This window comes from Pseudomonas sp. REB1044 (assembly GCF_038813925.1).
GTDB lineage: Bacteria > Pseudomonadota > Gammaproteobacteria > Pseudomonadales > Pseudomonadaceae > Aquipseudomonas > Aquipseudomonas boreofloridensis.
Map to the genome: position 1 here is coordinate 3,517,096 of NZ_CP046139.1, position 22,388 is coordinate 3,539,483.

General features: G+C 61.4%; 21 protein-coding genes and 1 pseudogene. 9 read left to right on the plus strand and 13 right to left on the minus strand.

What is annotated here, in order from left to right; translation table 11 throughout:
- Positions 1 to 9: 9 nt before the first annotated feature.
- Entirely contained in the window at positions 10 to 1,575 is a 1,566-nt protein-coding gene (locus tag GKC70_RS16145) for a PAS domain-containing methyl-accepting chemotaxis protein (protein ID WP_342649275.1), read from the plus strand.
- Between the two features lie 46 nt (positions 1,576 to 1,621).
- Here GKC70_RS16145 and GKC70_RS16150 read toward each other — a convergent pair whose 3' ends face one another.
- From GKC70_RS16150 to GKC70_RS16160, 3 genes are all read right to left on the minus strand, one after another.
- Entirely contained in the window at positions 1,622 to 2,506 is an 885-nt protein-coding gene (locus tag GKC70_RS16150; RefSeq protein WP_342649276.1) for a pseudouridine synthase, read from the minus strand.
- A gap of 48 nt (positions 2,507 to 2,554) precedes the next feature.
- Entirely contained in the window at positions 2,555 to 2,863 is a 309-nt protein-coding gene (locus GKC70_RS16155) for a hypothetical protein (protein WP_029613890.1), read from the minus strand.
- Between the two features lie 121 nt (positions 2,864 to 2,984).
- A complete protein-coding gene (locus tag GKC70_RS16160; RefSeq protein ID WP_295483922.1) occupies positions 2,985 to 3,221 on the minus strand; it encodes a glutaredoxin family protein in 237 nt (78 codons plus the stop codon).
- Between the two features lie 196 nt (positions 3,222 to 3,417).
- Here GKC70_RS16160 and GKC70_RS16165 point away from each other — a divergent pair, with 196 nt between their 5' ends.
- The 6 genes from GKC70_RS16165 to GKC70_RS16190 all read left to right on the plus strand — a co-directional run bounded on the left by GKC70_RS16165 (position 3,418) and on the right by GKC70_RS16190 (position 10,348).
- Positions 3,418 to 3,732, plus strand: coding sequence for a YqjD family protein (locus tag GKC70_RS16165; protein ID WP_342649277.1), 315 nt, complete (start codon positions 3,418 to 3,420; stop codon positions 3,730 to 3,732).
- Between the two features lie 9 nt (positions 3,733 to 3,741).
- Positions 3,742 to 4,116, plus strand: a complete 375-nt coding sequence (locus GKC70_RS16170; RefSeq protein WP_029613887.1) for a phage holin family protein — start codon at positions 3,742 to 3,744, stop codon at positions 4,114 to 4,116.
- Positions 4,113 to 4,442, plus strand: a complete 330-nt coding sequence (locus tag GKC70_RS16175) for a hypothetical protein (protein WP_029613886.1) — start codon at positions 4,113 to 4,115, stop codon at positions 4,440 to 4,442. Before GKC70_RS16170 ends, GKC70_RS16175 begins: the two co-directional genes overlap by 4 nt.
- A 74-nt stretch (positions 4,443 to 4,516) precedes the next feature.
- On the plus strand, positions 4,517 to 5,848 hold the full coding sequence (locus tag GKC70_RS16180) for a deoxyguanosinetriphosphate triphosphohydrolase (RefSeq protein WP_342649278.1): 1,332 nt from the start codon (positions 4,517 to 4,519) through the stop codon (positions 5,846 to 5,848).
- Between the two features lie 269 nt (positions 5,849 to 6,117).
- A complete protein-coding gene (locus tag GKC70_RS16185; protein WP_039576511.1) occupies positions 6,118 to 6,738 on the plus strand; it encodes a response regulator transcription factor in 621 nt (206 codons plus the stop codon).
- 49 nt (positions 6,739 to 6,787) lie between these two features.
- Positions 6,788 to 10,348, plus strand: coding sequence for a transporter substrate-binding domain-containing protein (locus GKC70_RS16190; RefSeq protein WP_342651539.1), 3,561 nt, complete (start codon positions 6,788 to 6,790; stop codon positions 10,346 to 10,348).
- Positions 10,349 to 10,360: 12 nt separating this feature from the next.
- Here the strand turns inward: GKC70_RS16190 and GKC70_RS16195 are convergent, their stop codons facing one another.
- Positions 10,361 to 10,705 (minus strand): YggL family protein, encoded by a 345-nt coding sequence (locus GKC70_RS16195; RefSeq protein ID WP_029613883.1) that lies wholly within the window; start codon positions 10,703 to 10,705, stop codon positions 10,361 to 10,363.
- Positions 10,706 to 10,885: 180 nt separating this feature from the next.
- Between GKC70_RS16195 and dacB the strand changes: the two genes are divergently transcribed.
- Positions 10,886 to 12,316, plus strand: coding sequence for a D-alanyl-D-alanine carboxypeptidase/D-alanyl-D-alanine-endopeptidase (gene dacB / locus GKC70_RS16200; RefSeq protein ID WP_342649279.1), 1,431 nt, complete (start codon positions 10,886 to 10,888; stop codon positions 12,314 to 12,316).
- 74 nt (positions 12,317 to 12,390) lie between these two features.
- On the opposite strand, the gene rlmKL is transcribed toward dacB, so the two are convergent.
- The gene (gene rlmKL / locus GKC70_RS16205; RefSeq protein WP_342649280.1) at positions 12,391 to 14,583 is read right to left on the minus strand and encodes a bifunctional 23S rRNA (guanine(2069)-N(7))-methyltransferase RlmK/23S rRNA (guanine(2445)-N(2))-methyltransferase RlmL; all 2,193 of its coding nucleotides are present in this window, start codon (positions 14,581 to 14,583) and stop codon (positions 12,391 to 12,393) included.
- Between the two features lie 545 nt (positions 14,584 to 15,128).
- Between rlmKL and GKC70_RS16210 the strand changes: the two genes are divergently transcribed.
- A complete protein-coding gene (locus GKC70_RS16210; protein WP_080754714.1) occupies positions 15,129 to 15,344 on the plus strand; it encodes a ribosome modulation factor in 216 nt (71 codons plus the stop codon).
- A 99-nt stretch (positions 15,345 to 15,443) separates the two neighbouring features.
- On the opposite strand, the pseudogene GKC70_RS16215 reads toward GKC70_RS16210, so the two are convergent.
- From GKC70_RS16215 to GKC70_RS16250, 8 genes and pseudogenes are all read right to left on the minus strand, one after another.
- Positions 15,444 to 16,464 (minus strand): annotated as a pseudogene (locus tag GKC70_RS16215) (quinone-dependent dihydroorotate dehydrogenase).
- 148 nt (positions 16,465 to 16,612) lie between these two features.
- The gene (locus GKC70_RS16220; RefSeq protein WP_039576502.1) at positions 16,613 to 17,650 is read right to left on the minus strand and encodes an OmpA family protein; all 1,038 of its coding nucleotides are present in this window, start codon (positions 17,648 to 17,650) and stop codon (positions 16,613 to 16,615) included.
- 110 nt (positions 17,651 to 17,760) lie between these two features.
- A complete protein-coding gene (sigX, locus tag GKC70_RS16225; protein WP_342649281.1) occupies positions 17,761 to 18,327 on the minus strand; it encodes an RNA polymerase sigma factor SigX in 567 nt (188 codons plus the stop codon).
- 112 nt (positions 18,328 to 18,439) lie between these two features.
- Positions 18,440 to 19,264, minus strand: coding sequence for a mechanosensitive ion channel domain-containing protein (locus GKC70_RS16230; RefSeq protein WP_029613988.1), 825 nt, complete (start codon positions 19,262 to 19,264; stop codon positions 18,440 to 18,442).
- A 2-nt stretch (positions 19,265 to 19,266) separates the two neighbouring features.
- Complete coding sequence (locus GKC70_RS16235; RefSeq protein WP_039576500.1) at positions 19,267 to 19,521, minus strand: hypothetical protein; 255 nt, start codon at positions 19,519 to 19,521, stop codon at positions 19,267 to 19,269.
- A gap of 105 nt (positions 19,522 to 19,626) precedes the next feature.
- Positions 19,627 to 20,622, minus strand: a complete 996-nt coding sequence (locus tag GKC70_RS16240; RefSeq protein WP_029613990.1) for a zinc transporter ZntB — start codon at positions 20,620 to 20,622, stop codon at positions 19,627 to 19,629.
- Between the two features lie 27 nt (positions 20,623 to 20,649).
- The gene (gene rraA / locus GKC70_RS16245) at positions 20,650 to 21,141 is read right to left on the minus strand and encodes a ribonuclease E activity regulator RraA (protein WP_342649282.1); all 492 of its coding nucleotides are present in this window, start codon (positions 21,139 to 21,141) and stop codon (positions 20,650 to 20,652) included.
- Between the two features lie 12 nt (positions 21,142 to 21,153).
- Entirely contained in the window at positions 21,154 to 22,194 is a 1,041-nt protein-coding gene (locus tag GKC70_RS16250) for an alpha/beta fold hydrolase (RefSeq protein ID WP_342649283.1), read from the minus strand.
- Positions 22,195 to 22,388 lie beyond the last annotated feature (194 nt).

A 22,388-nucleotide genomic window follows, 5' to 3' on the forward strand; every position in this document is an offset into this window, starting at 1 on the left:
GAGCAACCCATGCGCAACAACCAGCCGATTACACAGAGAGAACGGACTTTCCCTGCTCAGCAGCGGTTGATTTCCACCACCAACGCCAAGGGGGTGATTACCTACTGTAACGATGCCTTCATCGAGATCAGTGGTTTTTCGCGCGAGGAATTGATGGGCGCGCCGCACAATCTGGTGCGCCACCCGGATGTGCCGGCAGCGGTCTTCGCCCATATGTGGCAGACCCTCAAGCAAGGGCAGCCCTGGATGGGGATCGTCAAAAACCGCTGCAAGTCCGGCGACCATTATTGGGTCAATGCTTACGTCACGCCGTTCTTCGACAACGACCAGGTGGTCGGCTTCGAGTCGGTGCGGGTCAAGCCCAGTGCCGAACAGATCCGCAGGGCCGAGGCGCTGTATCAGCGCATCAACCAAGGCAAGAAGGCGATACCGCGCCGCGACAAATGGCTGCCGGTGCTGCAGGACTGGCTGCCATTCATCCTCATCAGCCAGATCGGCTTCCTGATCGGCAACTGGTTTGGCCATTCCTGGGGCTTCGCACTGGCTGCGGCGGTTTCCGTGCCATTGGGCCTGCTCGGACTGAGCTGGCAGCAACGGGGCCTCAAGCGCCTGTTGCGCCTGGCCGAACAGACCACCTCCGATCCGCTGATCGCCCAAATGTATACCGATAGCCGGGGCGTTCAGGCACGTTTGGAAATGGCCATGCTCAGTCAGGAATCGCGCCTGAAGACGTGCCTGACCCGCCTTCAGGACAGCGCTGAGCACCTCAGCGAGCAGGCCCGACAGTCCGATGAACTGGCGCACAAGAGCTCGTCGGGCCTGGAGCGACAGCGGGTAGAGACCGAGCAGGTCGCGGCTGCCGTCAACCAGATGGCGGCCACCACCCAGGAAGTGGCGACCCACGTGCAACGTGCGGCCGACGCCACACAGCAAGCCAACCGCCTGACCAGCGAAGGTCGGCAGATCGCCGGAGAAACCCGCGACGCCATCCAGCGCCTGTCGGTAGCCGTCGGCGAAACAGGTCAGACCGTTACCCAACTGGCCAAGGACAGTGACGAAATCGGCGGCGTGGTGGACGTGATCAAAGGTATCGCCGACCAGACCAACCTGCTGGCACTCAACGCGGCCATCGAGGCGGCGCGGGCAGGAGAAATGGGTCGCGGCTTCGCCGTGGTTGCTGACGAGGTCCGTCAGTTGGCGCAGCGTACTGCCGAATCCACCGGGCAAATCCATGGCTTGATCGCCAAGCTGCAACAAACCGCCAGCAATGCGGTGCAGACCATGGAGACCGGCCATCGCCAGGCCGAAGAAGGGGTCGAACGCGTGCTGCAGGCCGATCAGGCGCTGGTGGGCATCAGCGAGGCGGTGGCCAATATCACCGATATGGCGACCCAGATCGCGGCGGCCACCGAAGAGCAATCGGCGGTGGCCGAGGAAATCAGTCGCAACATCAGCACCATCGCCGACCTGGCCGACCAGACCGCCGAACAGGCCCAGCATTCGGCGTCGCTCAGCGAGGAACTGACCAGCACGGCAGGTACCCAGTACTCGCTGGTGGAGCGCTTCAACCGCTGAACCGGCCGTGGGCCAGGGCGAAGTGGTCGCCCTGACCCACGCCTGATCACCAGGCCAGGGTCAGGCGACTCTCGAACTCGCGCGTCTCTCCGGTCAGCGGGTCTTCGAAGCGAAGGCTGTGGGCCAGCAACTGCAAAGGTTTCTGGTAGTCGTCGGCGTCCGGCTGCAGATCGGGATAGAACGGATCGTTGCAGATCGCCGCTCCCAACGCGGCCATATGCACCCGCAGTTGGTGGGTCTTGCCGGTGACCGGCGACAAGCCATATAGCCAACGCTCTGCGTCACGCTTCAACACCTCGGCCAGCGTCTCGCTATTCGCCACACCCGGCACTTCCTGCATGCGAAAAAACGGCTGACCATGCTCGAGACGGCTGCGATGCACCAAGGGAAAGCTGCGCTGCGGCAGAGGGGCGGCGATGGCCTGATAGCGCTTGTCGATGCGGCGCTGTGGGAACAACTGCTGATACGCGGTGCGCGACTGCGGGTTGGCCGAAAACAGCACCAGCCCTGCCGTGTGTCGATCGATACGGTGCAAGGGCACCAGGTGCGGATTGTCCAGACGGCGGATCAGGCGACGCAGCAAGGTCTGTTCGACATACTCGCCGGTGGGGGTGACTGGCAGGAAATGCGGCTTGTCGACCACCACCAGATGCTCGTCGCAATGCAGGAGGGTTTCCTGAAACGGGATGGGGCGCTCGTTAGGCACTTCACGAAAGTAATGCAGGCGCAAGCCACGGCGGTAAGGCAGATCGGCAGCGACAGGCTGACCGTTGGCATCGAGTACACGGCCACGGGCGAAGCGATCGAGCCACTGCTCGCGGGCGATCGCCTTGAAGTGATCGCAGAGGCAGTCGAGCACGGTGGCCCAATGCCCAGGAGGAAGGCAAACCGTGCTGGCTTGCTGACGTGCAGGGTCGAACGGGCTGGACATGGCGTGCTCGGCAGTCAGGGGCAGGCATTATCCCCAATGGCCACATGATCAACCAGCTTCGTGGGCCAGTTCGCAACGCGACTTGAGCCAACGCAACACCTGCACGGCTTCCCAGCGCCCGGCGTCGTAGAGGGCATAAACCATGCCTTCGTAGCCCACCACATCCAACGGCCGGTGGAAACCAGCGCGCTGAAAAAGCGCCTCGATTTCAGCGAAACAGGTGTTGAAATGCACCTTGCCGAACGGCGTGCGATCGTCGGTGACCACGCCTTCCATGCGCAGTTCGAGCACGGCATCGCAGACGGTGTCGGGAGACATGCGATTGACGCTGTACTTCAGTTGCTCGACGTTATGCATGACCTTATCCCGGATACTGTATCTTTATACAGCATACGAACCCTGCACCGTCTCGTCAATTCACCCAAGGCCGCCCTCGCCTTCTCCGATGGACGGCACTCGCGGGCGACCACAAAGGCGGTCAGCGTAGAAACGCGACGACCTGCTCAGCTTCGAACGGCCAGAGCAATTCGGCACCGTTGTCACAACGCCGCAACAGCGGAATGACCAGCCCGTATTGCTCGAACAGCGCTGGGTCATCGGCGATGTCCACCAACTCCACCAGCAGCCCGTGCTCGACGAACGGCATGAGCACCGCTTCGGCCACTTCGCACAGATGGCACCCCAAGGTGCCGAGCAATTGGCATTCAGGCAGCATGGTCAGTTCCCGAGCGTGGTGAAAAGAAGGCTATTCTAGGCCCGTTGGTCGCGCGCTGCATCTGCCCAGCAGTCCTCGCCTGTGCGGGTGCCAACCCATTGGCGCTGCGCGCAAAGGGGCGCAGCGACGACAGCGGCTGAACCTTCGGCCACACTCATCACTCGAAAGACCCACAGACATCAACAGGGAGAGGCCCATGGCCAGCAAATCGGCAAAGACTGCACAAGACATCTTGATGGCTGACTTCCAAGCGCTGGTGCGCGACACCGAGAAGCTGCTCGCCGACACCGCCAACCTGGCCGGCGATCAGGCTGACGAACTGCGCGGCCAGATCCACGAGCGCCTACAGCAGGCCCGTGACAGCTTGCAGGAAACCCGGGAATCGGTGCGCGAGCGCGGCCAGGCCGCTCTGGGGACTGCCGAAGAATACGTGCAGGAAAATCCTTGGCAGGCCATCGGCATCGCAGCGGGTGTCGGCCTGCTGATCGGCCTGCTTGCCAGCCGCCGCTGAGGAGGACGCATGGACAATGACGCCATCGGCACCGGCGCCACCGGCAGACGCCTCGGCGCGGCCATACTGGGCCTGCTGCACAGTCATATCGAACTGTTCGGCATCGAGTTGCAGGAGCAAAAGGGTCGTACGCTGCGTCTGCTGCTGTTCGCGGGCCTGGCACTGGTGTTCGCACTGCTGTTGCTGACCGCACTCTCGGGGCTGTTGCTCGTGCTGCTGTGGGACAGCTATCGGCTGGCCGGTATCATCGGCCTCTGCGTGTTCTACGGCCTTGCTGCAGTGTTCTGTGGCGTGCGTCTGAAAGCGGCAGTATTCGATGAGTCTTCACCGTTCCACAGCACCCTCGAAGAACTTGCCAAGGACCGGGAGCGCCTGTTGCCATGAGCCTGCCTGAACTGCCCACCAGCCGTAACCCGCGCGAACTGCGCAAGGCCTTGCTGCGTCTGCGCATGGAAATGCATCGCCAGGAAATTCGCCACGAATCCGGGCAACTGCTCGAACCGGTCCGACGCCTGCGTGGCATGGGCGCTTCGGTTCAGGACGGACTCGGCATCAAGCACGCGCCGCTCTGGGGCATCGGCGCCGTCGTCGCGATGGGCTTTCTGACCGGTAAAGGCGTGCGCAACGGCACGCTGGCACGCCTGCTGCGTCTGGGCGGCAGCCTGGCGCCGCTGGTGCGCCTGTACCTGAAGAACGGTCGTCGCGGCTGAAGCCCGGCGCCCGACGCTTGCGCGGGCGCCTGCTAATCGGGAAGCTATGGCCACCCCCTGACGGAGATCACGCCTTGGACTGGCACACCCTGCTCAACCGCGAACGCCTCGGCAAGGCCCTGTACAGCCCCGAGGAACTCGGGCGTAGCCCGTTTCACAAAGATCACGACCGCATCATCTTCTCCGGCGCCTTCCGCCGCCTGGGCCGCAAGACTCAGGTTCATCCGGTGTCCAGCAACGACCATATCCATACCCGCCTGACCCACTCACTGGAAGTCAGTTGCGTCGGCCGCTCGCTCGCGATGCGGGTCGGCCAGACCCTGCGCGAGGCATTGCCCGAATGGTGCGATCCCAGCGACCTGGGCATGATCGTGCAATCGGCCTGCCTGGCCCACGACATTGGCAATCCGCCCTTCGGCCACTCCGGCGAAGATGCGATCCGCCACTGGTTCCAGCAAGCTGCCGGGCGCGGCTGGCTGGATGACATGAACGACGATCAGCGCGCTGACTTTCTCAATTTCGAAGGCAACGCCCAAGGTTTTCGGGTACTCACGCAACTGGAATACCATCAGTTCGACGGCGGCACCCGGCTCACCTACGCCACCCTCGGCACCTACCTGAAGTACCCCTGGAGCGCTCGACACGCCGATGCACTCGGGTACAAGAAACACAAGTTCGGTTGCTACCAGAGCGAACTGCCGCTCCTGCAGCAGATCACCCAGAAACTCGGCCTGCCGCAACTGGAAGAGCAGCGCTGGGCGCGTCATCCCTTGGTGTATCTGATGGAGGCGGCGGACGACATCTGCTATGCCCTTATCGATCTGGAAGACGGCGTGGAGATGGAGCTGCTGCAATACGCGGAAGTCGAGGCGCTGCTGCTGGACCTGGTGGGTGACGACCTACCGGACACCTATCGCCAGTTGGGGCCCGACGATTCACGACGGCGCAAGCTGGCCATCCTGCGCGGCAAGGCCATCGAACATCTGACCAATGCCGCAGCCCAGGCATTCGTCGAACAGCAACCGGCCCTGCTCGCAGGCGTGCTCGGTGGCGATCTGGTCGAGCACATGCATGGTCCGGCCAAACACTGCGTGCTCCAGGCCAAGGAAATCGCCCGCAAGAAAATTTTCCAGGACAAACGCAAGACCCTTCACGAGATCGGTGCCTACACCACGCTGGAAATCCTGCTGAACGCCTTCTGCGGCGCCGCACTGGAACAACACGGCGGTCGTACGCCATCGTTCAAGAGCCGACGCGTACTGGACCTGATCGGTAATCACGCACCGGATCCGCACGGCTCGCTGCACAATGCGTTCTTGCGGATGATCGACTTCATCGCCGGCATGACCGACAGCTACGCCAGTGAAATGGCTGGCGAGATGACCGGACGGTCCATCCCCCACTAATCTCGATAGGCGCGAGGTTAAGGCCTCGCGCCTGTCAAAGGCAAGTTCCTACACAAGCACCTTCCGTCTAAACGACTACAAACAAATAGTGACGGATGGAGGCTGCCTACCAATTTCTACCCGTGAGTTGTAAATACTCGAAACAACTGTAGTACATCGCTGTAGGTTTTTTCCCATAGTTACACTGTGCTGCACGCTCATACGCTCGATGTCTGTCAACTGCGATAAGGTCTCGCTCGTCTTTGCCACTCATCGCCCGGGAAGTTGATATGAGCACGATCTTCATCGTTGATGACCACCCTGTCATTCGTCTTGCCGTACGCCTGTTGCTGGAAAACCAGGATTACACGGTCATCGGCGAATCCGACAATGGCGTCGATGCCATGCAGATGATCCGTGAAACCCTGCCGGACCTGGTTATCCTGGACATCAGCATCCCCCGTCTCGACGGCTTGGAGGTACTGTCGCGTTTCCAGGCCATTGGACTTCCACCTAAAGTGCTAGTGCTCACCGCACAATCGCCAGCCTTGTTCGCCATCCGTTGCATGCATTCAGGCGCCGCTGGCTTCGTGTGCAAACAGGAAGATCTGAGCGAGCTGCTCAGTGCCGTCAAGGCCGTGCTCTGCGGATACAACTACTTCCCCAGTCAGGCAATAAAAAACGGAACTGAGTCATCCGCTCAGGAATTGGAAATGTTCCGACAGATCAACGACAGAGAGTTGATGGTCCTTCAGCTGTTTGCCATGGGGCGTAGCAACAAGGACATCGCCAAAGGCATGTTTCTCAGCAACAAAACGGTCAGCACCTACAAGAAACGTCTGATGCAGAAACTGCAGGTTTCAACACTGGTCGAGTTGATAGAAGCGGCCAAGCGCAACGCGTTGGTGTGAGGTGAGGCACGTCATGCCAAGGTACTTCACCTGCCTGCTGCTGATCCTGATGAGCCTGGGGGTTCAAGCCCAAGCGCAGCCAAGCGCCCCCAAGCCTTTGAACCTGCTCGCGCGTTCGAGCGCCGAGGCCGTCAAACCGCCGTTTTCCCCGGCGCAGCGCCAATGGCTGCGGGGCCGCAAGCATTTGCTTCTGGGAACCTCTGCGCCGGACAACCCGCCCTTCGACGTGGCCAGCAACAGCGAATATCAGGGCATTACCGCCGAGTATGCTTCCCTGATCGGACGCGCGCTGGGCGTATCGGTGCAGGTGCTGCGCTTTACCAGCCGCCAGGAAGCCGTACAAGCCTTGAAATCCGGGCGAATCGACATGCTCGGCAGCGCCAATGGCTATGAGGCCGCAGTCGCCGACATCGCGCTGTCACGCCCCTACGCAGTCGACCAGCCCGTGCTGGTGACCCGAGAAGACGACACGCGCCCGCTGGACACGGGGCTGGCGGGCCTGCGGCTGAGCATGCTTTACCACTATCTGCCTTTGAAGGAAGTGCGCGCACTCTACCCACAGGCCAGGCTGCAGACGTTCGCCTCCACCACTGAAGCGCTCAACGCCGTAGCGTTCGGTCAAGCTGACGTGTTTCTCGGCGACACCATCTCGACCCACTTCCAGCTCAACCGCGGCCATCTGCCGAGCCTGCGCATGGCTAATTTCGGCAAGCATGAAGCCACCGGCTTCAGCTTCGCCCTGCGGCGCGAAGACAGCGTGCTGATGAGTCTGATCAACGTCACCCTGGACACCCAACCTGCTAGCGTGACCAGTTCGATTTTCAAGCGCTGGAGCGCAGGCAGCGACCTGCTGCTGACCGACCGACGACTACAACTTACCCCGCGTGAAGAACACTGGCTGGCAGAGCACCCCAGCATGAGAGTCGTGGTGACCGATACCTCTGCACCACTGTCGTTCTTCGACAGCAACGGTCATTTTCGCGGTATCACCGCCGATCTACTTGAGCTGATTCGTCTACGCACGGGGCTGAAGTTCAAGATCCAGCGCGCCAGCGGCATCGGTGAAATGATCGAACAGGTCCAGGCAGGCAACGCCGACCTGATCGCGGCCATTACCCTCGGCGGCGCCGATGGAACAGGCCTCAAGCCTAGCCGCACGTATCTGGAAAGTCCTTACGTCATCGTCACTCGCAGCGGCAGACTGTTCGCATCGCTTGAGCAGTTGAAGGGCCGCCGCGTGGCAGTAACCCGCCATACGCCGGCTGCTGCCATTCTGGCAGCGCGTCATCCACAGATACGCCGCATCGAAACCGAGAGCACCTTCTACTCATTGGCGCTGCTGAGCAGCGGGGCGGTGGATGCGACCATCACCACGCTACTCGATGCCAACCATGCCATTGCCGCCAACAGCAATCTAGTGATCCGTTCCAGCTTCGGCAGCGAACCGGCCACCTTTTCCATGGCCAATGCCAAGGATCAAACCGTTCTGGCCTCGATTCTGGACAAGGCGCTGCTGAGCATCACTCCGGAAGAATTAGGTGTCATCAACAGCCGCTGGCGCGGCTACGCCCTGCATGACGGCGGCCAGTGGCGCGAGTATCAACGGCTGGTGATTCAGGTGGTACTCGGCATCGGCATTCTGCTGCTCATGGCGCTGGCATGGAATGCGTACCTGCGACATCAGATCGGACAACGCCGCCAGGCCGAACGGGCTTTGAACGACCAGCTCGAATTCATGCGCGCACTGCTCAACGGCACGCCCCACCCGATGTATGTGCGCGACCGAGAAGGACGTCTGCAAAGCTGCAACGACAGCTATCTGGAAGCGGTTGACGCTACCGCCGAAGAGGTCATGGGCAAGCGCCTGCAAGAGAGTTTGTTCAGTAACTGCGACTACACCCGACAGATACACTCCGATTACCTACAGGTGATGGCGGCAGGCACGCCGCTAATCATCGACCGTCCGCTGCGCTTGAAGGACCGCGAGCTAACCATCTATCACTGGATCCTGCCTTATCGCGATTCACTCGGTGAAGTCCAAGGTATCATCGGCGGCTGGATCGACATCAGCGAACGCCGCGAACTAATCCAGGATCTGCGCCTGGCCAAGCAACAAGCCGACGACGCCAACCGTGCCAAGAGTACGTTCCTAGCCACCATCAGCCACGAGATCCGCACGCCAATGAACGCCGTGATCGGCATGTTGGAACTGGCGGTAAAACGCGCCGATCATGGCCAGCTGGACAAACCTTCAATCGAAGTCGCCTACCACTCAGCCAAGGATTTGCTTGGTTTGATCGGCGACATCCTCGACATCGTCCGGATAGAATCCGGGCACGTGTCCCTGGCGCCAGAGCCTGTCGATCTGGCAGTGCTGATCGACTCGGTCAGACGGGTGTTCGAAGGACAGGCGCGGGAAAAAGGGCTAATGCTGGAAGTCAGTATCGAGCCGTCCGCTCGCTGCCACGCGTTGCTCGATCCGCTGCGTTTCAAGCAGATCCTGTCCAATTTGGTAAGCAACGCCATCAAGTTCACCCATGAAGGCCATGTACGGATCAAAGCCTCGGTGCAGAATGGTGAACGCCCCCGGCTCGAACTCGAGGTGCGCGACAGTGGCATCGGCATCCATGACGATGACCTACGACGGCTGTTCAATCCCTTCGTCCAGATCAACCCGCAAAGCGAAAACGCCCGTACCGGGACCGGCCTGGGGCTGGCGATCTGCCGAACACTGTGCGACATGATGGGGGGGCATCTGGCTATCAAGAGCTTGCAGGGCGTGGGTACCCAAGTACGACTGCTGATGCCGCTGCATTGTATCGAGCCATTTCCGGTCAGCATCGAGCAGGAACCGCGCCTCTACAAGCCGAACCTGAACCTGCGCGTGCTGGTGATCGACGACCACCCCGCCAACCTCTTGCTCATGGCCCAACAGTTGGCGTTCCTGGGACTTAAACCGGAAAGCGCCCGTGACGGCCGCGAAGGTCTGGAGAAATGGCGCTGCGGCCAGTTCGACGTGCTGATACTCGATTGCAACATGCCACGCATGAACGGCTATCAACTGGCCGAGGCCGTTCGCAGTGAAGAACATCGGCAGGGCCTGGGGCCTTGCACTATTTTGGGCTACACCGCCAATGCCCAGCCTGAGGTACGCCAGCGTTGCCTGGATGCTGGCATGGATGACTGCCTGCTCAAGCCTATCAGCCTGCACACGCTGAGCAGGCATTTGTGTACCGTGCAACCGACGCCCGAACGTGCTGCTCGGACGCCCCTCGACCTGATCGGGCTCGACAACCTGATCGGCCATCGCAGCGAAGATAGAGCGCGAATGCTCACCACCCTGCAGATGAGCCTGGCAGACGACCTAACACTGCTGATGTCCCTGGATGCGGAACACGAACAGCAGGCCATCATCGATCAGGCGCACAAGATACTAGGCGTCGCACGCATGCTGGACGCGAGGGCGTTGATGAACAGTTGCGAGGCGCTGGAAGAGAAAGGCGTGTCGCTGTCCCAGCTGAAACTGCGTCGCCAGGCGTTGGCGCGCCACCTGCGACGGGTGCAGAGAGCCCTGTCCGGCCAGCGTGAGCGGCCGATCAGGACTCCTTGAAGGGACGCGGGATCAGGACGCCGAGTTGATCGGCTTGTCAGGATACCAAGCGTCCAGCAGCGGGCTGACTTCGATTTTGGTCAGTTCGCTGCGACCTTTGAGCCAGGATTCGACGGTGGCGCGCTGCTCTTCGCTGACCGAGCCACGCTTGGCCAGGCAGACCAGACCGAAATCATCGCCGCCGACATAGTCCAGACCATTGGCATCCATGGCCTCTGCCAGGAAGGCGTCGAGGAAAGCGTCGATGGCTTCGTCGGACAGGTCTTCCTTGAAATCCAGGTTCAGTTCGAAACCCAGCTCCTGGAATTCATCCACGCACAGCTTCTTGCGCAGACGACGGGAACGGTTGGTAGCCATTGAAACAATCCTCTTGAGTAATTACGCGCGGCACTTTACCAGTTTCCGTCACGCAAAGGCGCTTTTGTCTTGAACATGCCCACAAACTGTACGCTTGGGGCATAATGCCGTCTTGATTTCGTCAAGGGGCCATCATCTTTTACAGCCCCGTTTTCTTTTCCCTCGTCCGCAGGGTCACCTATGATCAAGACGCTTCGCCCACTGTTTCTGGCCGGCCTGCTGCTCCCCATCGCCCTTCCCGTCTCGGCCGCCGCTGTCAACACCACCCTGCCGCCCAAGGTGCAGCAGGCCCTCAAGGCCAACAAGCTGCAGGACAACGCCTTGTCGCTGGTGATGCTCCCCCTCAACGGCCCCGGTAACCCGACCATCTTCAATGCCGACATTTCGGTGAATCCGGCCTCGACCATGAAGCTGGTGACCACCTACGCAGCCCTGGAATTGCTCGGCCCCACCTTCCAGTGGAAGACCGAGTTCTATACCGATGGCACGTTGAGCAACGGCGTGCTCAACGGCAACCTGTACCTTAAAGGTGGCGGCGATCCCAAGCTGAACATGGAAAAACTCTGGCTGCTGATGCGCGACCTGCGTGCCAATGGCGTGCGCACCGTCACCGGCGACCTGGTACTCGACCGCAGCCACTTCGTCCAGCCCAACCTGCCACATTTCGACGATGACGGCGGCGATGTGAACAAGCCGTTCCTGGTCAAACCCGACTCGCTGCTGGTCAACCTCAAGGCCCTGCGCTTCGTGGCACGCAACGACGGTGGCAAGGTCGTGGTGTCGGTCGAGCCTCCGATCGCCAGCATCCGCATCGACAATCAGGTCAAGCCGGTGGCGTCCAAGCAATGCACCGGCGATGTGCGCTACAACCCCGTGGTGCAGCCAGACGGCGTCAGTGTCACGGTCAGCGGCCAACTCGGCGACGGCTGCAACTCACAGACTTACCTCGCTCTGCTCGACCACCCCGCCTACGCCGCCGGTGCGGTGCGCGCCATCTGGAACGAGCTGGGCGGCAGCATCCAGGGCCGCGATCGCATAGAAAATGTTCCCAAGAGCGCTCGTCTGCTGGCCCGGGCCTTCTCGCCAGACTTGGTCGAAGTGATCCGTGACATCAACAAGTACAGCAACAACACCATGGCTCAGCAGTTGTTCCTCAGCCTCGGCGCACAGTTCCGCACAGATGCCGATGGTGACGACGCCCGCGCCGCGCAGCGCGTGGTGCGCCAATGGCTCGCCAAGAAAGGCATCACGGCGCCGCATTTGGTGATGGAAAATGGCTCCGGCTTGTCGCGCGCCGAGCGGGTCAGCACCCGCGAGATGGCGGCGATGCTGCAAGCAGCCTGGAAAAGCCCCTACGCCGCCGAATTCATCAGCTCCATGCCATTGGTGGGTATGGACGGCACCATGCGTAAACGTCTGAAACGCACCGCCATGACCGGTGAGGGCCACATCAAGACCGGTACCCTGAACACGGTTCGCGCGATCGCCGGTTTCAGTCGCGACAGCAATGGCCATACCTGGGCCGTCTCGGCCATCCTCAACGACCCTAAACCCTGGGGCGCCTCGCAGGTACTGGACCAGGTGCTGCTGGACCTGTACCGCCAGCCCTAGGGAAGGGCCGACGTCAGGCAAGAAACGCAGACGGGGCGGTGCGCCGAACAGGTCGGCACCCCGCCCGTGGCGCTTCAGCGCAACTGCAGACGCCAGGCCCGGTGGATGCGGTTGTTGCGAGCGAAGTCCGGATCCAGGGTCTGGGTGCTTATTTCCTCCACCGCATAACGCTCCAGCAGGTGCTCGTCGAGCTGGAACTTGCGGAAGTTGTTGGAGAAGTACAGCACACCACCCGGCGCCAGCCGGGCCATTGCCAGGTCGAGCAGGCGCACATGGTCGCGCTGCACGTCGAACACCCCTTCCATACGCTTGGAGTTGGAGAAAGTCGGTGGGTCGATGAAGATCAGGTCGTAGCTGTCCTGCGCACTTTCCAGCCAGGCCATGACATCGCTCTGCTCCAGACGGTTGCGCTCGGAGAAGCCATTGAGCGAAAGGTTGCGCCGTGCCCAATCCAGATAGGTCTTCGACAGGTCGACGCTGGTGGTGCCGCGCGCGCCGCCCTTGGCCGCATGCACGGTCGCGGTCGCGGTGTAGCAGAACAGGTTGAGGAAGCGCTTGCCGGCCGCCTCACGCTGAATGCGCAGACGAATGGGCCGGTGATCGAGAAACAGGCCTGTATCGAGGTAGTCGGTGAGGTTGACCAGCAACTTCACGCCGCCCTCATTCACCTCCTGGAAGCGCCCCTCCGTCGCCTGGCGCTCGTACTGACGGGTCCCGCCCTGGCGCTCGCGACGCTTGAGTACCACCCGATGCGGATCGATGCCCAACGCCTGGGGAATCGCTGCCAACGCGTCGAGCAGACGGCCCTGGGCTTTTTCCGGATCGACCGAACGTGGCGCCGCATATTCCTGCACATGCACCCAGTCTTGGTACAGGTCGACCGCCAGCGCGTACTCAGGCATGTCGGCATCGTACAGGCGGTAGCAGTCGATTTGCTCGCGCCGGGCCCACTTGCCCAGTTGCTTGAGATTCTTCTGCAGGCGATTGGCGAACATCTGCGCGCCTTCGGACAGACGCGCCGTTTCGGAGCTTAGCGCTGGTGCGGTGTGCGCGGCGCCGCCCGATTGTTCGGCCGGGCGGCGCTCGGAGGTGACGAACTGGTCGGGTTGGACCCTGAACAGCAGCAGTTTGCACGGCAGCGCGCCGTTCCAGAACGCGTATTGCTTGTGGCTGCGAATGCCCATGCGCTTGCCCAGCTCAGGCGCGCCGGTGAATACGGCAGCCTCCCAGCCCAGGCAAGCCTGGCGCAGGCGCTCACCCAGATTCTGATAGAGATACAGCAGGCTCGCTTCGTCGCCCAGGCGCTCACCATACGGCGGGTTACTGATCACCAGGCCTTTCTGGTTCTGATCCGGCCGAGGCTCGAAGCTGGCCACCTCACCCTGATAGATCTTCACCCAGTCGCCCAGACCGGCTCGCTCGACGTTGTTGCGCCCAGGCTGAATAAGCCGCGGATCGGCTTCATAGCCGCGAATCCACAGCGGTGGCTTGCCGAGCCCGGCCTCGGCGCGGGCCTGGGCCTCGTCATGCACTTTGCGCCACAGTGCCGGTACATGGCCCTGCCAGGCGCTGAAACCCCAGCGCTCACGCTTGAGGTTCGGCGCGATGTCGGCGGCGATCATCGCCGCCTCGACCAGGAAGGTACCGACACCGCACATGGGGTCGGCCAGCGCACCACCCTCAGCGGCAATACGTGGCCAGCCGGCGCGGATCAACACGGCCGCCGCCAGGTTCTCCTTGAGCGGCGCTGCGCCTTGCTGCAAGCGATAGCCACGCTGGTGCAGGCTGTGGCCGGAAAGGTCGATCGAAAGGATGGCCTCGCCGCGATCAAGGCGCAGGTGTACCCGCAGATCCGGGTCGATCTTGTCCACCGAAGGACGCTGCCCGTCGCGGTTGCGCAGTTTGTCGACGATGGCGTCCTTGACCTTGAGCGCGCCGAAGTGGGTGTTGTCGATGCCGGAGCCATGGCCGCTGAACTCGACGGCCAGTGTGCCGTCGGCGGCCAGATGCTCCTGCCAGTCAACGGCATTGACACCATCGTACAGGTCGTCAGCGTTCTTCATGGCGAAGCGCTTGACCACCAAGAGCACCCGGTTGGCCAGGCGCGACCAAAGACAGAGACGATAGGCAGTTTCCATATCGGCCGCGCCCCGGATCGCCGAGGTGTGCTCCCGCACCTCGACCAGGCCCAGCCCGCGGGCTTCTTCGGCTAGCAGGCCTTCCAGGCCTTTGGGACAGGTGAGATAGAGTTCGATTGAGTCCGACATGTGCAGTGCAGTGCCTCTGGCTGTGTGCTGGCAAGACGACGCATCGTCATTGCCTCTGTTTGCCCGAATACCTTTTCATCAGATATCCAGGTGGCGCCTCGATAACGAGACGCCGGGCCGCCCGTTCGTTCCCATCCGCCAAAACGCGAGAAGAAATTTGATCGTCGGGCAGTATGAAAATTTCGTAGGACTCAGGCCAAGCGTGACCCTTCGTCGCATTGCTGAATATTACGTCAGATCGCTGGCGCCAATGGCCAAATGATTTCAACCCCTGGCAAACCCCAACCAATGCAGGTGTTTTCTGAAACAAGGTTGAGTCGCATTTACTTACTTATCCTTTCATCGGCTGAAAGGTTACGTCCTTATGACAAATCGATCATTCACAGTGTGACTCGCATTGGTTAGAACTGACCTCAGGTCGCCTTGCAACGGGGCGACACTTCCAGCTCGCCACGCCGGCAGCGAGCGCAAACCGGCAGAAAGACTCTGCCCGGCCTCAGAGAGGCCGACGGGACATTACAGTCAACAAGTGAGGGCAATACCCTATGAGAAGACTTAAGCGTGATCCGTTGGAAAGAGCATATTCACGTGGCTACCAGTATGGAGTCACCGGAAAATCCCGCGAACTTTGCCCCTTCAGCCTGCCTTCGGTTCGCCAGGCCTGGATCAACGGCTGGCGTGAGGGTCGCGGCGACAACTGGGACGGCATGACCGGCACTGCTGGTATCCACAGACTCAACGAAAATCACGCCGTTGGCTGAACGAGGTTACTGAATTCGATTCACCATGAACGTCCCACTCGGACGACGGGCTAGTGCCCAAGGGCCCCTTCACGGGGCCCATCTTTCATGGAAAGGCGCTTAGCGGGGCATTGCCGCAATGGCATCGACCGCTTCGCGAATCAGCGCAGGGCCTTTATAGATGAAGCCCGAATAGATCTGCACCAAGCTGGCTCCAGCGGCTATTTTCTGCGCTGCATGACGGCCCTCGGTGATGCCACCCGCGGCAATGATTGGCAACTTGCCACCCAGTTCCCCAGCCAGCACCTTGACGATATGTGTGCTCTTTTCCAGCACGGGTGCTCCGGACAACCCTCCGGCCTCCCCCCGAATGGCAACCCCTCCACCCCTTCCCGGCTGAGCGTGGTGTTGGTGGCAATCACCGCATCCATGCCCGACTCGATCAGCGCAGCGGCCACCAGTGCGGTTTCTTCATCGCTCATGTCTGGTGCGATCTTGATCGCCAACGGCACACGCTTGCCCTGCTCGGCCGCCAGTCGCTCACGACGCTCAGCCAATGCATCGAGCAGCTGCTTGAGTGAGTCGCCGAACTGCAGGGTGCGCAGGCCTGGGGTGTTGGGTGAGCTGACGTTGACGGTGATGTAGCTGGCGTGTGAGTAGACCTTCTCCAGGCAGATCAGGTAGTCGTCCTGGGCGCGCTCGACTGGCGTGTCGAAGTTCTTGCCTATATTGATACCCAAAACACCCTCATAGCGCGCTGCGCGCACCCGCGATAGCAGATGATCTACCCCCAGGTTGTTGAAACCCATGCGGTTGATGATGGCCGTGGCTTCGGGCAGACGGAACAACCGCGGCTTTGGGTTACCTGGCTGAGGACGCGGGGTTACGGTACCGATTTCGACGAAGCCGAAACCCAACTGCGCAAAACCATCGATAGCCGTGCCGTTCTTGTCCAGCCCTGCTGCCAACCCCACCGGGTTGGCGAAGTTCAAGCCCATGACGGTCACCGGCAGCGATGCCGGACGCTTGCACAGCACACCGTTGAGGCCAAGACGCCCCCTGCACCGATCAGGTCCAGAGACAGGTCATGGGAGGATTCCGGGGAGAGCTTGAACAGCAACTGGCGGGCCAGGGTATACATGGGCGGGCAAAACTCGGGGATGAGTGAGTCGGCAATTATAGCTACCGGGTCGCCTGCGCAACAGGCCTTTGCAACGCTGCGCGGACCAAGAATCACAAGCAAAGAAAAACCCGGCCTAAGCCGGGTTTTTCAGGAAGCATCAGACCAATTACTTGGCTTGGGCTTCTACTTGAGCTTCAACGCGACGGTTGATAGCGCGACCAGCTTCGGTGGCGTTGTCGGCAACCGGACGGGTCTCACCGTAGCCAACCGAGTCAACACGGTTGGATTCGATGCCGTACTGCTGGGTCAGAACTTGCTTGACAGCATTGGCGCGACGCTCGGACAGCTTCTGGTTGTAAGCGTCTGGACCTACGGAGTCAGTGTGACCTTCAACCACGGTGGTGGTTTGTGGGTACTGCTTCATGAAGTCAGCCAGGTTCTTGATGTCGCCGTAGCTGTTAGGCTTGACGACCGACTTGTCGAAGTCGAACTTCACGTCCAGCTCAACGCGGACGTTTTCAGCGGCAGCCGGGCAGCCATCAGCGTCAACGGTGACGTTGGCCGGGGTGTCTGGGCACTTGTCGACGTTGTCGCAGACGCCGTCGTTGTCGCTGTCGGTGCAGACTTCAGCAACTGGAGCAGGCGCAGGGGCTGCGGTCTGCTTCGGGCTACCGCCGAAGTTCAGGCCAACACCAACGCTTGGTGCCCACTCGGTGTCACCTTTGTCGATGTTGTACTGGGCTTCAACGCCAGCGCGGGCGTAGAACATGTCGGTGATGTACCACTTGGCGCCAGCGCCGATGTTGGCGAAGGTGGAGTGGTCACGACCGCCACGGAAGCTCTGGCCGATCGACTGGTGGGAGAAACCAGCCGAGACGTACGGACGGATGGCGTCGTACGGGTTGTTGAAGTGGTAAACGGCGTCAAGAGCGGTGTTCGAGCCCTTGATGTTCTTGCCGTCGTCGCCACGAGCGTTGTGAACTTCGTCGTAGCCCAGACGCAGTTCAACGTCGTCGGTCAGGAAGTAACCGATCGAACCGCCGAACAGGTTGCCGTCGTTTTTGTAGTCGCGCTGGCTGTCGAAGAACTCCTTCTTGTAGAAGATCTCGGTTTCGACGGCGCCTTGGCCTTGTGCCATAGCGCCAATCGAGGTAGCGGCTACGAGCGAACCAATGGCCAAGCCCAAGGTGTTTTTCAATTTCATCCGTTAAATCCCCATCTAGTGATAGTTAAGCCGTCCCACCAATAGCCGCGGGACAACTCGACGGCAAGTCTAGCAGACCTTGCCGATTCGTTTGAGCCATTTGCGTAGGACTAAGTTTCAGCCGAGTCTGCAAATTTCTCACGAAGCTTGTCGAGCGCACGCTTATAGCGCATTTTCGTGGCGCTCAGGCCCATGTGCATGATGTCTGCGATCTCCTGGAACTCCAGTTCAGCCACGAAGCGCAGCACCAGAATTTCCCGATCGATCGGGTTCACATGCACCAGCCACTTATCCAAACCACCCTTTTCTTCCGCTTTCGGTGCCTTGTCCTCGGACGCCTCTTCAATGGGGTCCAGGCTCAAGGCATCCATCAATCGGCGCTTGCGTCGCTCCTTGCGGTACTGGGTGATGCATTCGTTGTACGTGATGCTGTACAGCCAAGTCTTGAACTTGGACTTGCCCTCGAAATTCTTCAGGCCGTACAGCACCTTCAGCATGACTTCCTGACAGACATCGTCGGCATCGCGGTCGTTCCCCAGATAACGCGAACAGACGTTGAACAGGGTCCGCTGGTAGCGCCGCATGAGTTCCTCATAGGCGCGGGTAACGTGAAACAATTCTTCATGCGAACGCGCTACCAGTTCCTCGTCAGTGAGGTCGCGGGGGTCGTAACGCATGGGCGGCGTGTGCACTGTATTCAAAACGGATCTGGCCGACAGTCAGGTCAATGTCGCCGCAAGGCCCGGAGGCGGATTTCAGCGGCGGCATACATTAACAGCTTTTGTGCCGTTAGCGGCTACTGACGCGCTGCTCGAGCAGTTCTCGGTTCGACAGCGACACCCATTCACCCTCATCGGTCATCAGTGTGGTCTTGACTGTTCCGATGGCCTCGATGTGGCCTTCGACCTCGCCAACACGCACGTGCTGGCCCACTTGGTAGAGTTCGCGTACATAAATGCCGGCCAGAATCTGCCCGGCGATTTCGCGGCTGCCCAGGCCCATTGCCAATGCAACGGCCAGACCAACGGTAATCAAGCCGATCACGATCACATGATTGAGCAGGTCGGTCTTGACCTCCAACTGGCTGATAGCCACCGAAATCGAGATGATGATGACCAGTCCCTGGGCGATGCGTCCGACACCCGCCGCGTACTCCAGCCCGATGCCTTCGGCCGCGCCGCGGACCAGGCCATTGACCAGTTGCGCCAGCAGCACCCCGGCCAGTAGCACTAGCGCCGCGCCGAAGACCTTCGGCAGGTAGAGGGCGAGCATGTCGAGGGTGGCCGACACCCGCTCGAGGCCGAGCGATTCGGCGGCCGACACCAGGAAAATCAGCAGGATGAACCAATAGACGATCTTGCCGATGAGGGTCGAGATCGGCACCTGAATGCCGACTCGGCTGAGCATCTTGGTCAGGCCAGTGCCGCTCATCAAGCGGTCCAGCCCGAACTTGGCGAGCAGTTTGGACAGCAAGGTGTCGAGCAGCTTGGCTACCACGAAGCCCAGCAGCACCACCACCAGCGCACCGAACAAGTTGGGGATGAAGTTCGCCACCTTGGTCCATAGTGCAGTCATGGCGGTAACCAGGCTCTGGGTCCAGAGATCGAGTTCCATAATCATTCGGCCTTATCAGCTTGCGGTCTGCCAGCGGCAGAGGTACGGCGCACCGGCGCCACATGCGCCGAGCCATTGTTGACAGCGATCAGCAGCGCCTGGCTCCACCGGCCCAGCAAGCTGAACAGATCGCCCGCGCCCACCTGGCGGTTGGCGGTCTTGAGCACCCGACCCAGGCAGGCATCGTCGTCGCGATCCTGGCCGGACGGCGACGCCTTGAGCAGGTCGCGCAGGGATTCTTCAAACGGATCGTGCATGGGCACCTCGCGTGATGTCAGTCAAAGACGAGGGCTCTGCTGCGCAGGTCACACCGAAAGGTGGCACGACTGTTTCAAAATAAGAGAGCAGTAGCATGGATCGCCTCACACCCAGCGCAAGCGCCTGAACAACCACCATTGCCCCACGGCCAGCGCCAGCACCACCAGACAGGCCACCAAGAACCCATAGGGGTTGCTTGCCCCCGGGATGCCGCCGACGTTGATACCGAGCAGGCCGGTGATGAAGCTCATGGGCAGGAAGATGCAGGTGATGATGCCGAAGCGGTACATGGTTCGGTTCATCAGTTCGCTGCGCCGCCGGTCCTCGCCCTCGAGCACCAGCGCCGCGCGCTCGCGGGCCAGCTCCAGTTCCTCCAGGTAGCGAATCAGGCTGTTGTTGAGCTCGTTCCAGTAGTCGGAATCGACTTCGGCGAACCAACTCCACTTATGCCGCGACAGCTGGGCATAGATGTCTCGCTGGGGCGCGAGAAAACGCCGCAGGCCAGCGGCACGGCGGCGGATCTGCTGGAGACTGCCCTGCGCTGGGCTGTACCGTTCGTCGGATTCCACCTTCTCTTCTTCGAGATCGACTGCTTCCGACAAGTCGCTGACCAGCGCCTGGACCTTTTCCGTCAGCAACTCGCCCATCAGCAGCAGCAGCTCCGACGCCGACTTCGGTCCTCGGCCCTCGCCCAGTTGCTGCAGGATCTCGTCGCTGGCCCGTAGCGGCCGCAGGCGCAGCGAAATGATGCGCCGGGCTTCGGCGAAGATACGCACCGACACCATGTCTTCCGGCTCGGCCCCCGGATTGAGATTGACCCCGCGCAGAAACAGCAACATCTGCTCATTGGCCAGCGGCAGCAGGCGCGGACGGGTGTTTTCCTCCAGCAGCAGCTCGCAGGCAAACTCGCTCAGGCCGCTGTCGTGCAGCAGCCAGGTGCGGGTCTGCGGGTGACTGCGATCCCAGTGCAACCAAAGGCTTTCATGATCCTGCAACTGCAGGCTGTCCAACTCGGTACGAGCGATCGCACGGGCGCCGCCCTTGCCGTCGAGCACCAGGGCATGCACCAGGCCCCACTGCGCGTTGTCTTCCTCGAACATCGATGCTCCATCAGCGCCCGCGGCGCGTCACTGCGGTTGGCTCAGCGGGGTGGGCGAGACGATCACGCCATTATTGTCGGCGTAGACGTATTCGCCGGGACGGAAGGTGACACCGGCGAAGGTGACCGGGACGTTCAGGTCGCCGATACCGCGCTTGTCGGTCTTCATCGGATGACTGGCCAGGGCCTGCACGCCGACGTTGGTCTGCGCCAAAACATCGACGTCACGCACGCATCCGTAGATCACCAGCCCTTCCCAACCGTGCTTGGCGGCTTTTTCGGCGAGCATGTCGCCGAGCAAGGCGCGGCGCAGCGAACCACCGCCGTCGACCACCAGCACTTTGCCGATGCCGTCGAGCTCGACCTGCTCGCGGACCAGGGAATTGTCCTCGAAGCACTTGATGGTGACGATCTGCCCACCGAACGAGTCGCGGCCACCGAAGTTGCTGAACATCGGCTCGAGCACTTGGACCCGGTCTGCATAGGCATCGCACAGGTCGGGGGTTACGTAATGCTGCATGGGAAACTCCTGTCAGTCACAACGAAGGCGGGTGTCGGGCAAGGCTACACCCTCCGAGGCCGTGCAGTCATCCGAGACTGGGTAGTCAGTCGCCGCGGCGTGTGGCGTGCTCTGCGCCTGCGCCAGCCAGCGCTCGACCTGCGGCCACACCTGGTCCTGAGCGGCTTTGCTCACCAGCATGTCCACATGCCCGAACGCCTCGAAGCCGTCCTCGCGCCCCAGGCGCAGGAATCGCTTGCGCGCATCGCCCCACTGCTCGAACAGCGCGCGACAGGCCCACAGCGGATCCTGGGTATCGGCCACCGCTGCCACGGCCAATAGCGGTACTCGCACCTCGGCCAGCCCTGCCCACCAGTCACGGTCCTTGACCCCGAAGCGGCCGAACAACCCCTGCCAACGCAACCACTCCAAGGCCAGGCCGATCGGCTCGTCCTCCGGGCCACGCTTGAGCCTGGTCCCGGACAGTTGGGCAAAGCGCTTGAGCAGCAGGCGCGCGCCCCACACCACCGGCGGCAACTTCAGAGGCCAGTAGCGGCGAGTGACCTGGGTCCCGAACAGCGCCACGCTGGCGACGCTATTCGGGTCCAGGTAGCCACCGCCCAGGGAGGCAACCAGCGTGGTGCCGCCCAGGGAATGCCCGACCCAGTGCGGCGCCTGTCCCGTCATTTCCCGTACGAACGTGCCGATCACCGGCAGATCGAAACGCGCGTAGTCGGCCACGCAGTTGGCGCGCCATTGACGATTGCGCGGCGACAGGCCATGGCCGCGCATCTCCGGAATCCATACGTCGAAGCCCGCCCGCGCCAGGAACGCCCCCAGGCCAATGCCTTTTGGGGAATACCAGAAACGGCGGTTGGAAAAGCTGCCATGCAGGAGGATCACCGGCACCGCTCGCTCAGTGGGCTGATCGGCCAGACCCAGACGGGTCACGGCCAGCTCCACGCTGGGGTCCGGGCTGTTGCCGGCTTTTATTCGGTAGACGTCTTCGCTGAGGTCGCCACGGCGCTCGGCACTGAGCAGGGCCACGGGAAAAAGAGTACTGCTGCTTTGCATGAATTCACGGCAATGAGAAAGGAATACGGAATGGGCGGGCGCTGGCCACGCTGAACGTCGGCTCCAGCGTAGTCGCGGGTAAATCGCTGCGGCGAACGGCCGCTCTCACTAGAAGAGGCGGCGGCTCGCCGCAGCGATTTACCCGCGAAGAAAACACGAACGCGAGGCGCATCGACGTGCACCCCGCATTGAAC

Excerpts from the sequence above, each read along its gene's own strand:
- GKC70_RS16145 (WP_342649275.1), top strand. The coding sequence starts at position 10 with ATGCGCAACAACCAGCCGATTACACAGAGAGAACGGACTTTCCCTGCT.
- GKC70_RS16150 (WP_342649276.1), bottom strand. The coding sequence starts at position 2,506 with ATGTCCAGCCCGTTCGACCCTGCACGTCAGCAAGCCAGCACGGTTTGC.
- GKC70_RS16155 (WP_029613890.1), bottom strand. The coding sequence starts at position 2,863 with ATGCATAACGTCGAGCAACTGAAGTACAGCGTCAATCGCATGTCTCCC.
- GKC70_RS16160 (WP_295483922.1), bottom strand. The coding sequence starts at position 3,221 with ATGCTGCCTGAATGCCAATTGCTCGGCACCTTGGGGTGCCATCTGTGC.
- GKC70_RS16165 (WP_342649277.1), top strand. The coding sequence starts at position 3,418 with ATGGCCAGCAAATCGGCAAAGACTGCACAAGACATCTTGATGGCTGAC.
- GKC70_RS16170 (WP_029613887.1), top strand. The coding sequence starts at position 3,742 with ATGGACAATGACGCCATCGGCACCGGCGCCACCGGCAGACGCCTCGGC.
- GKC70_RS16175 (WP_029613886.1), top strand. The coding sequence starts at position 4,113 with ATGAGCCTGCCTGAACTGCCCACCAGCCGTAACCCGCGCGAACTGCGC.
- GKC70_RS16185 (WP_039576511.1), top strand. The coding sequence starts at position 6,118 with ATGAGCACGATCTTCATCGTTGATGACCACCCTGTCATTCGTCTTGCC.
- GKC70_RS16190 (WP_342651539.1), top strand. The coding sequence starts at position 6,788 with ATGAGCCTGGGGGTTCAAGCCCAAGCGCAGCCAAGCGCCCCCAAGCCT.
- GKC70_RS16195 (WP_029613883.1), bottom strand. The coding sequence starts at position 10,705 with ATGGCTACCAACCGTTCCCGTCGTCTGCGCAAGAAGCTGTGCGTGGAT.
- dacB (WP_342649279.1), top strand. The coding sequence starts at position 10,886 with ATGATCAAGACGCTTCGCCCACTGTTTCTGGCCGGCCTGCTGCTCCCC.
- rlmKL (WP_342649280.1), bottom strand. The coding sequence starts at position 14,583 with ATGTCGGACTCAATCGAACTCTATCTCACCTGTCCCAAAGGCCTGGAA.
- GKC70_RS16210 (WP_080754714.1), top strand. The coding sequence starts at position 15,129 with ATGAGAAGACTTAAGCGTGATCCGTTGGAAAGAGCATATTCACGTGGC.
- GKC70_RS16220 (WP_039576502.1), bottom strand. The coding sequence starts at position 17,650 with ATGAAATTGAAAAACACCTTGGGCTTGGCCATTGGTTCGCTCGTAGCC.
- sigX (WP_342649281.1), bottom strand. The coding sequence starts at position 18,327 with ATGCGTTACGACCCCCGCGACCTCACTGACGAGGAACTGGTAGCGCGT.
- GKC70_RS16230 (WP_029613988.1), bottom strand. The coding sequence starts at position 19,264 with ATGGAACTCGATCTCTGGACCCAGAGCCTGGTTACCGCCATGACTGCA.
- GKC70_RS16235 (WP_039576500.1), bottom strand. The coding sequence starts at position 19,521 with ATGCACGATCCGTTTGAAGAATCCCTGCGCGACCTGCTCAAGGCGTCG.
- GKC70_RS16240 (WP_029613990.1), bottom strand. The coding sequence starts at position 20,622 with ATGTTCGAGGAAGACAACGCGCAGTGGGGCCTGGTGCATGCCCTGGTG.
- rraA (WP_342649282.1), bottom strand. The coding sequence starts at position 21,141 with ATGCAGCATTACGTAACCCCCGACCTGTGCGATGCCTATGCAGACCGG.
- GKC70_RS16250 (WP_342649283.1), bottom strand. The coding sequence starts at position 22,194 with ATGCAAAGCAGCAGTACTCTTTTTCCCGTGGCCCTGCTCAGTGCCGAG.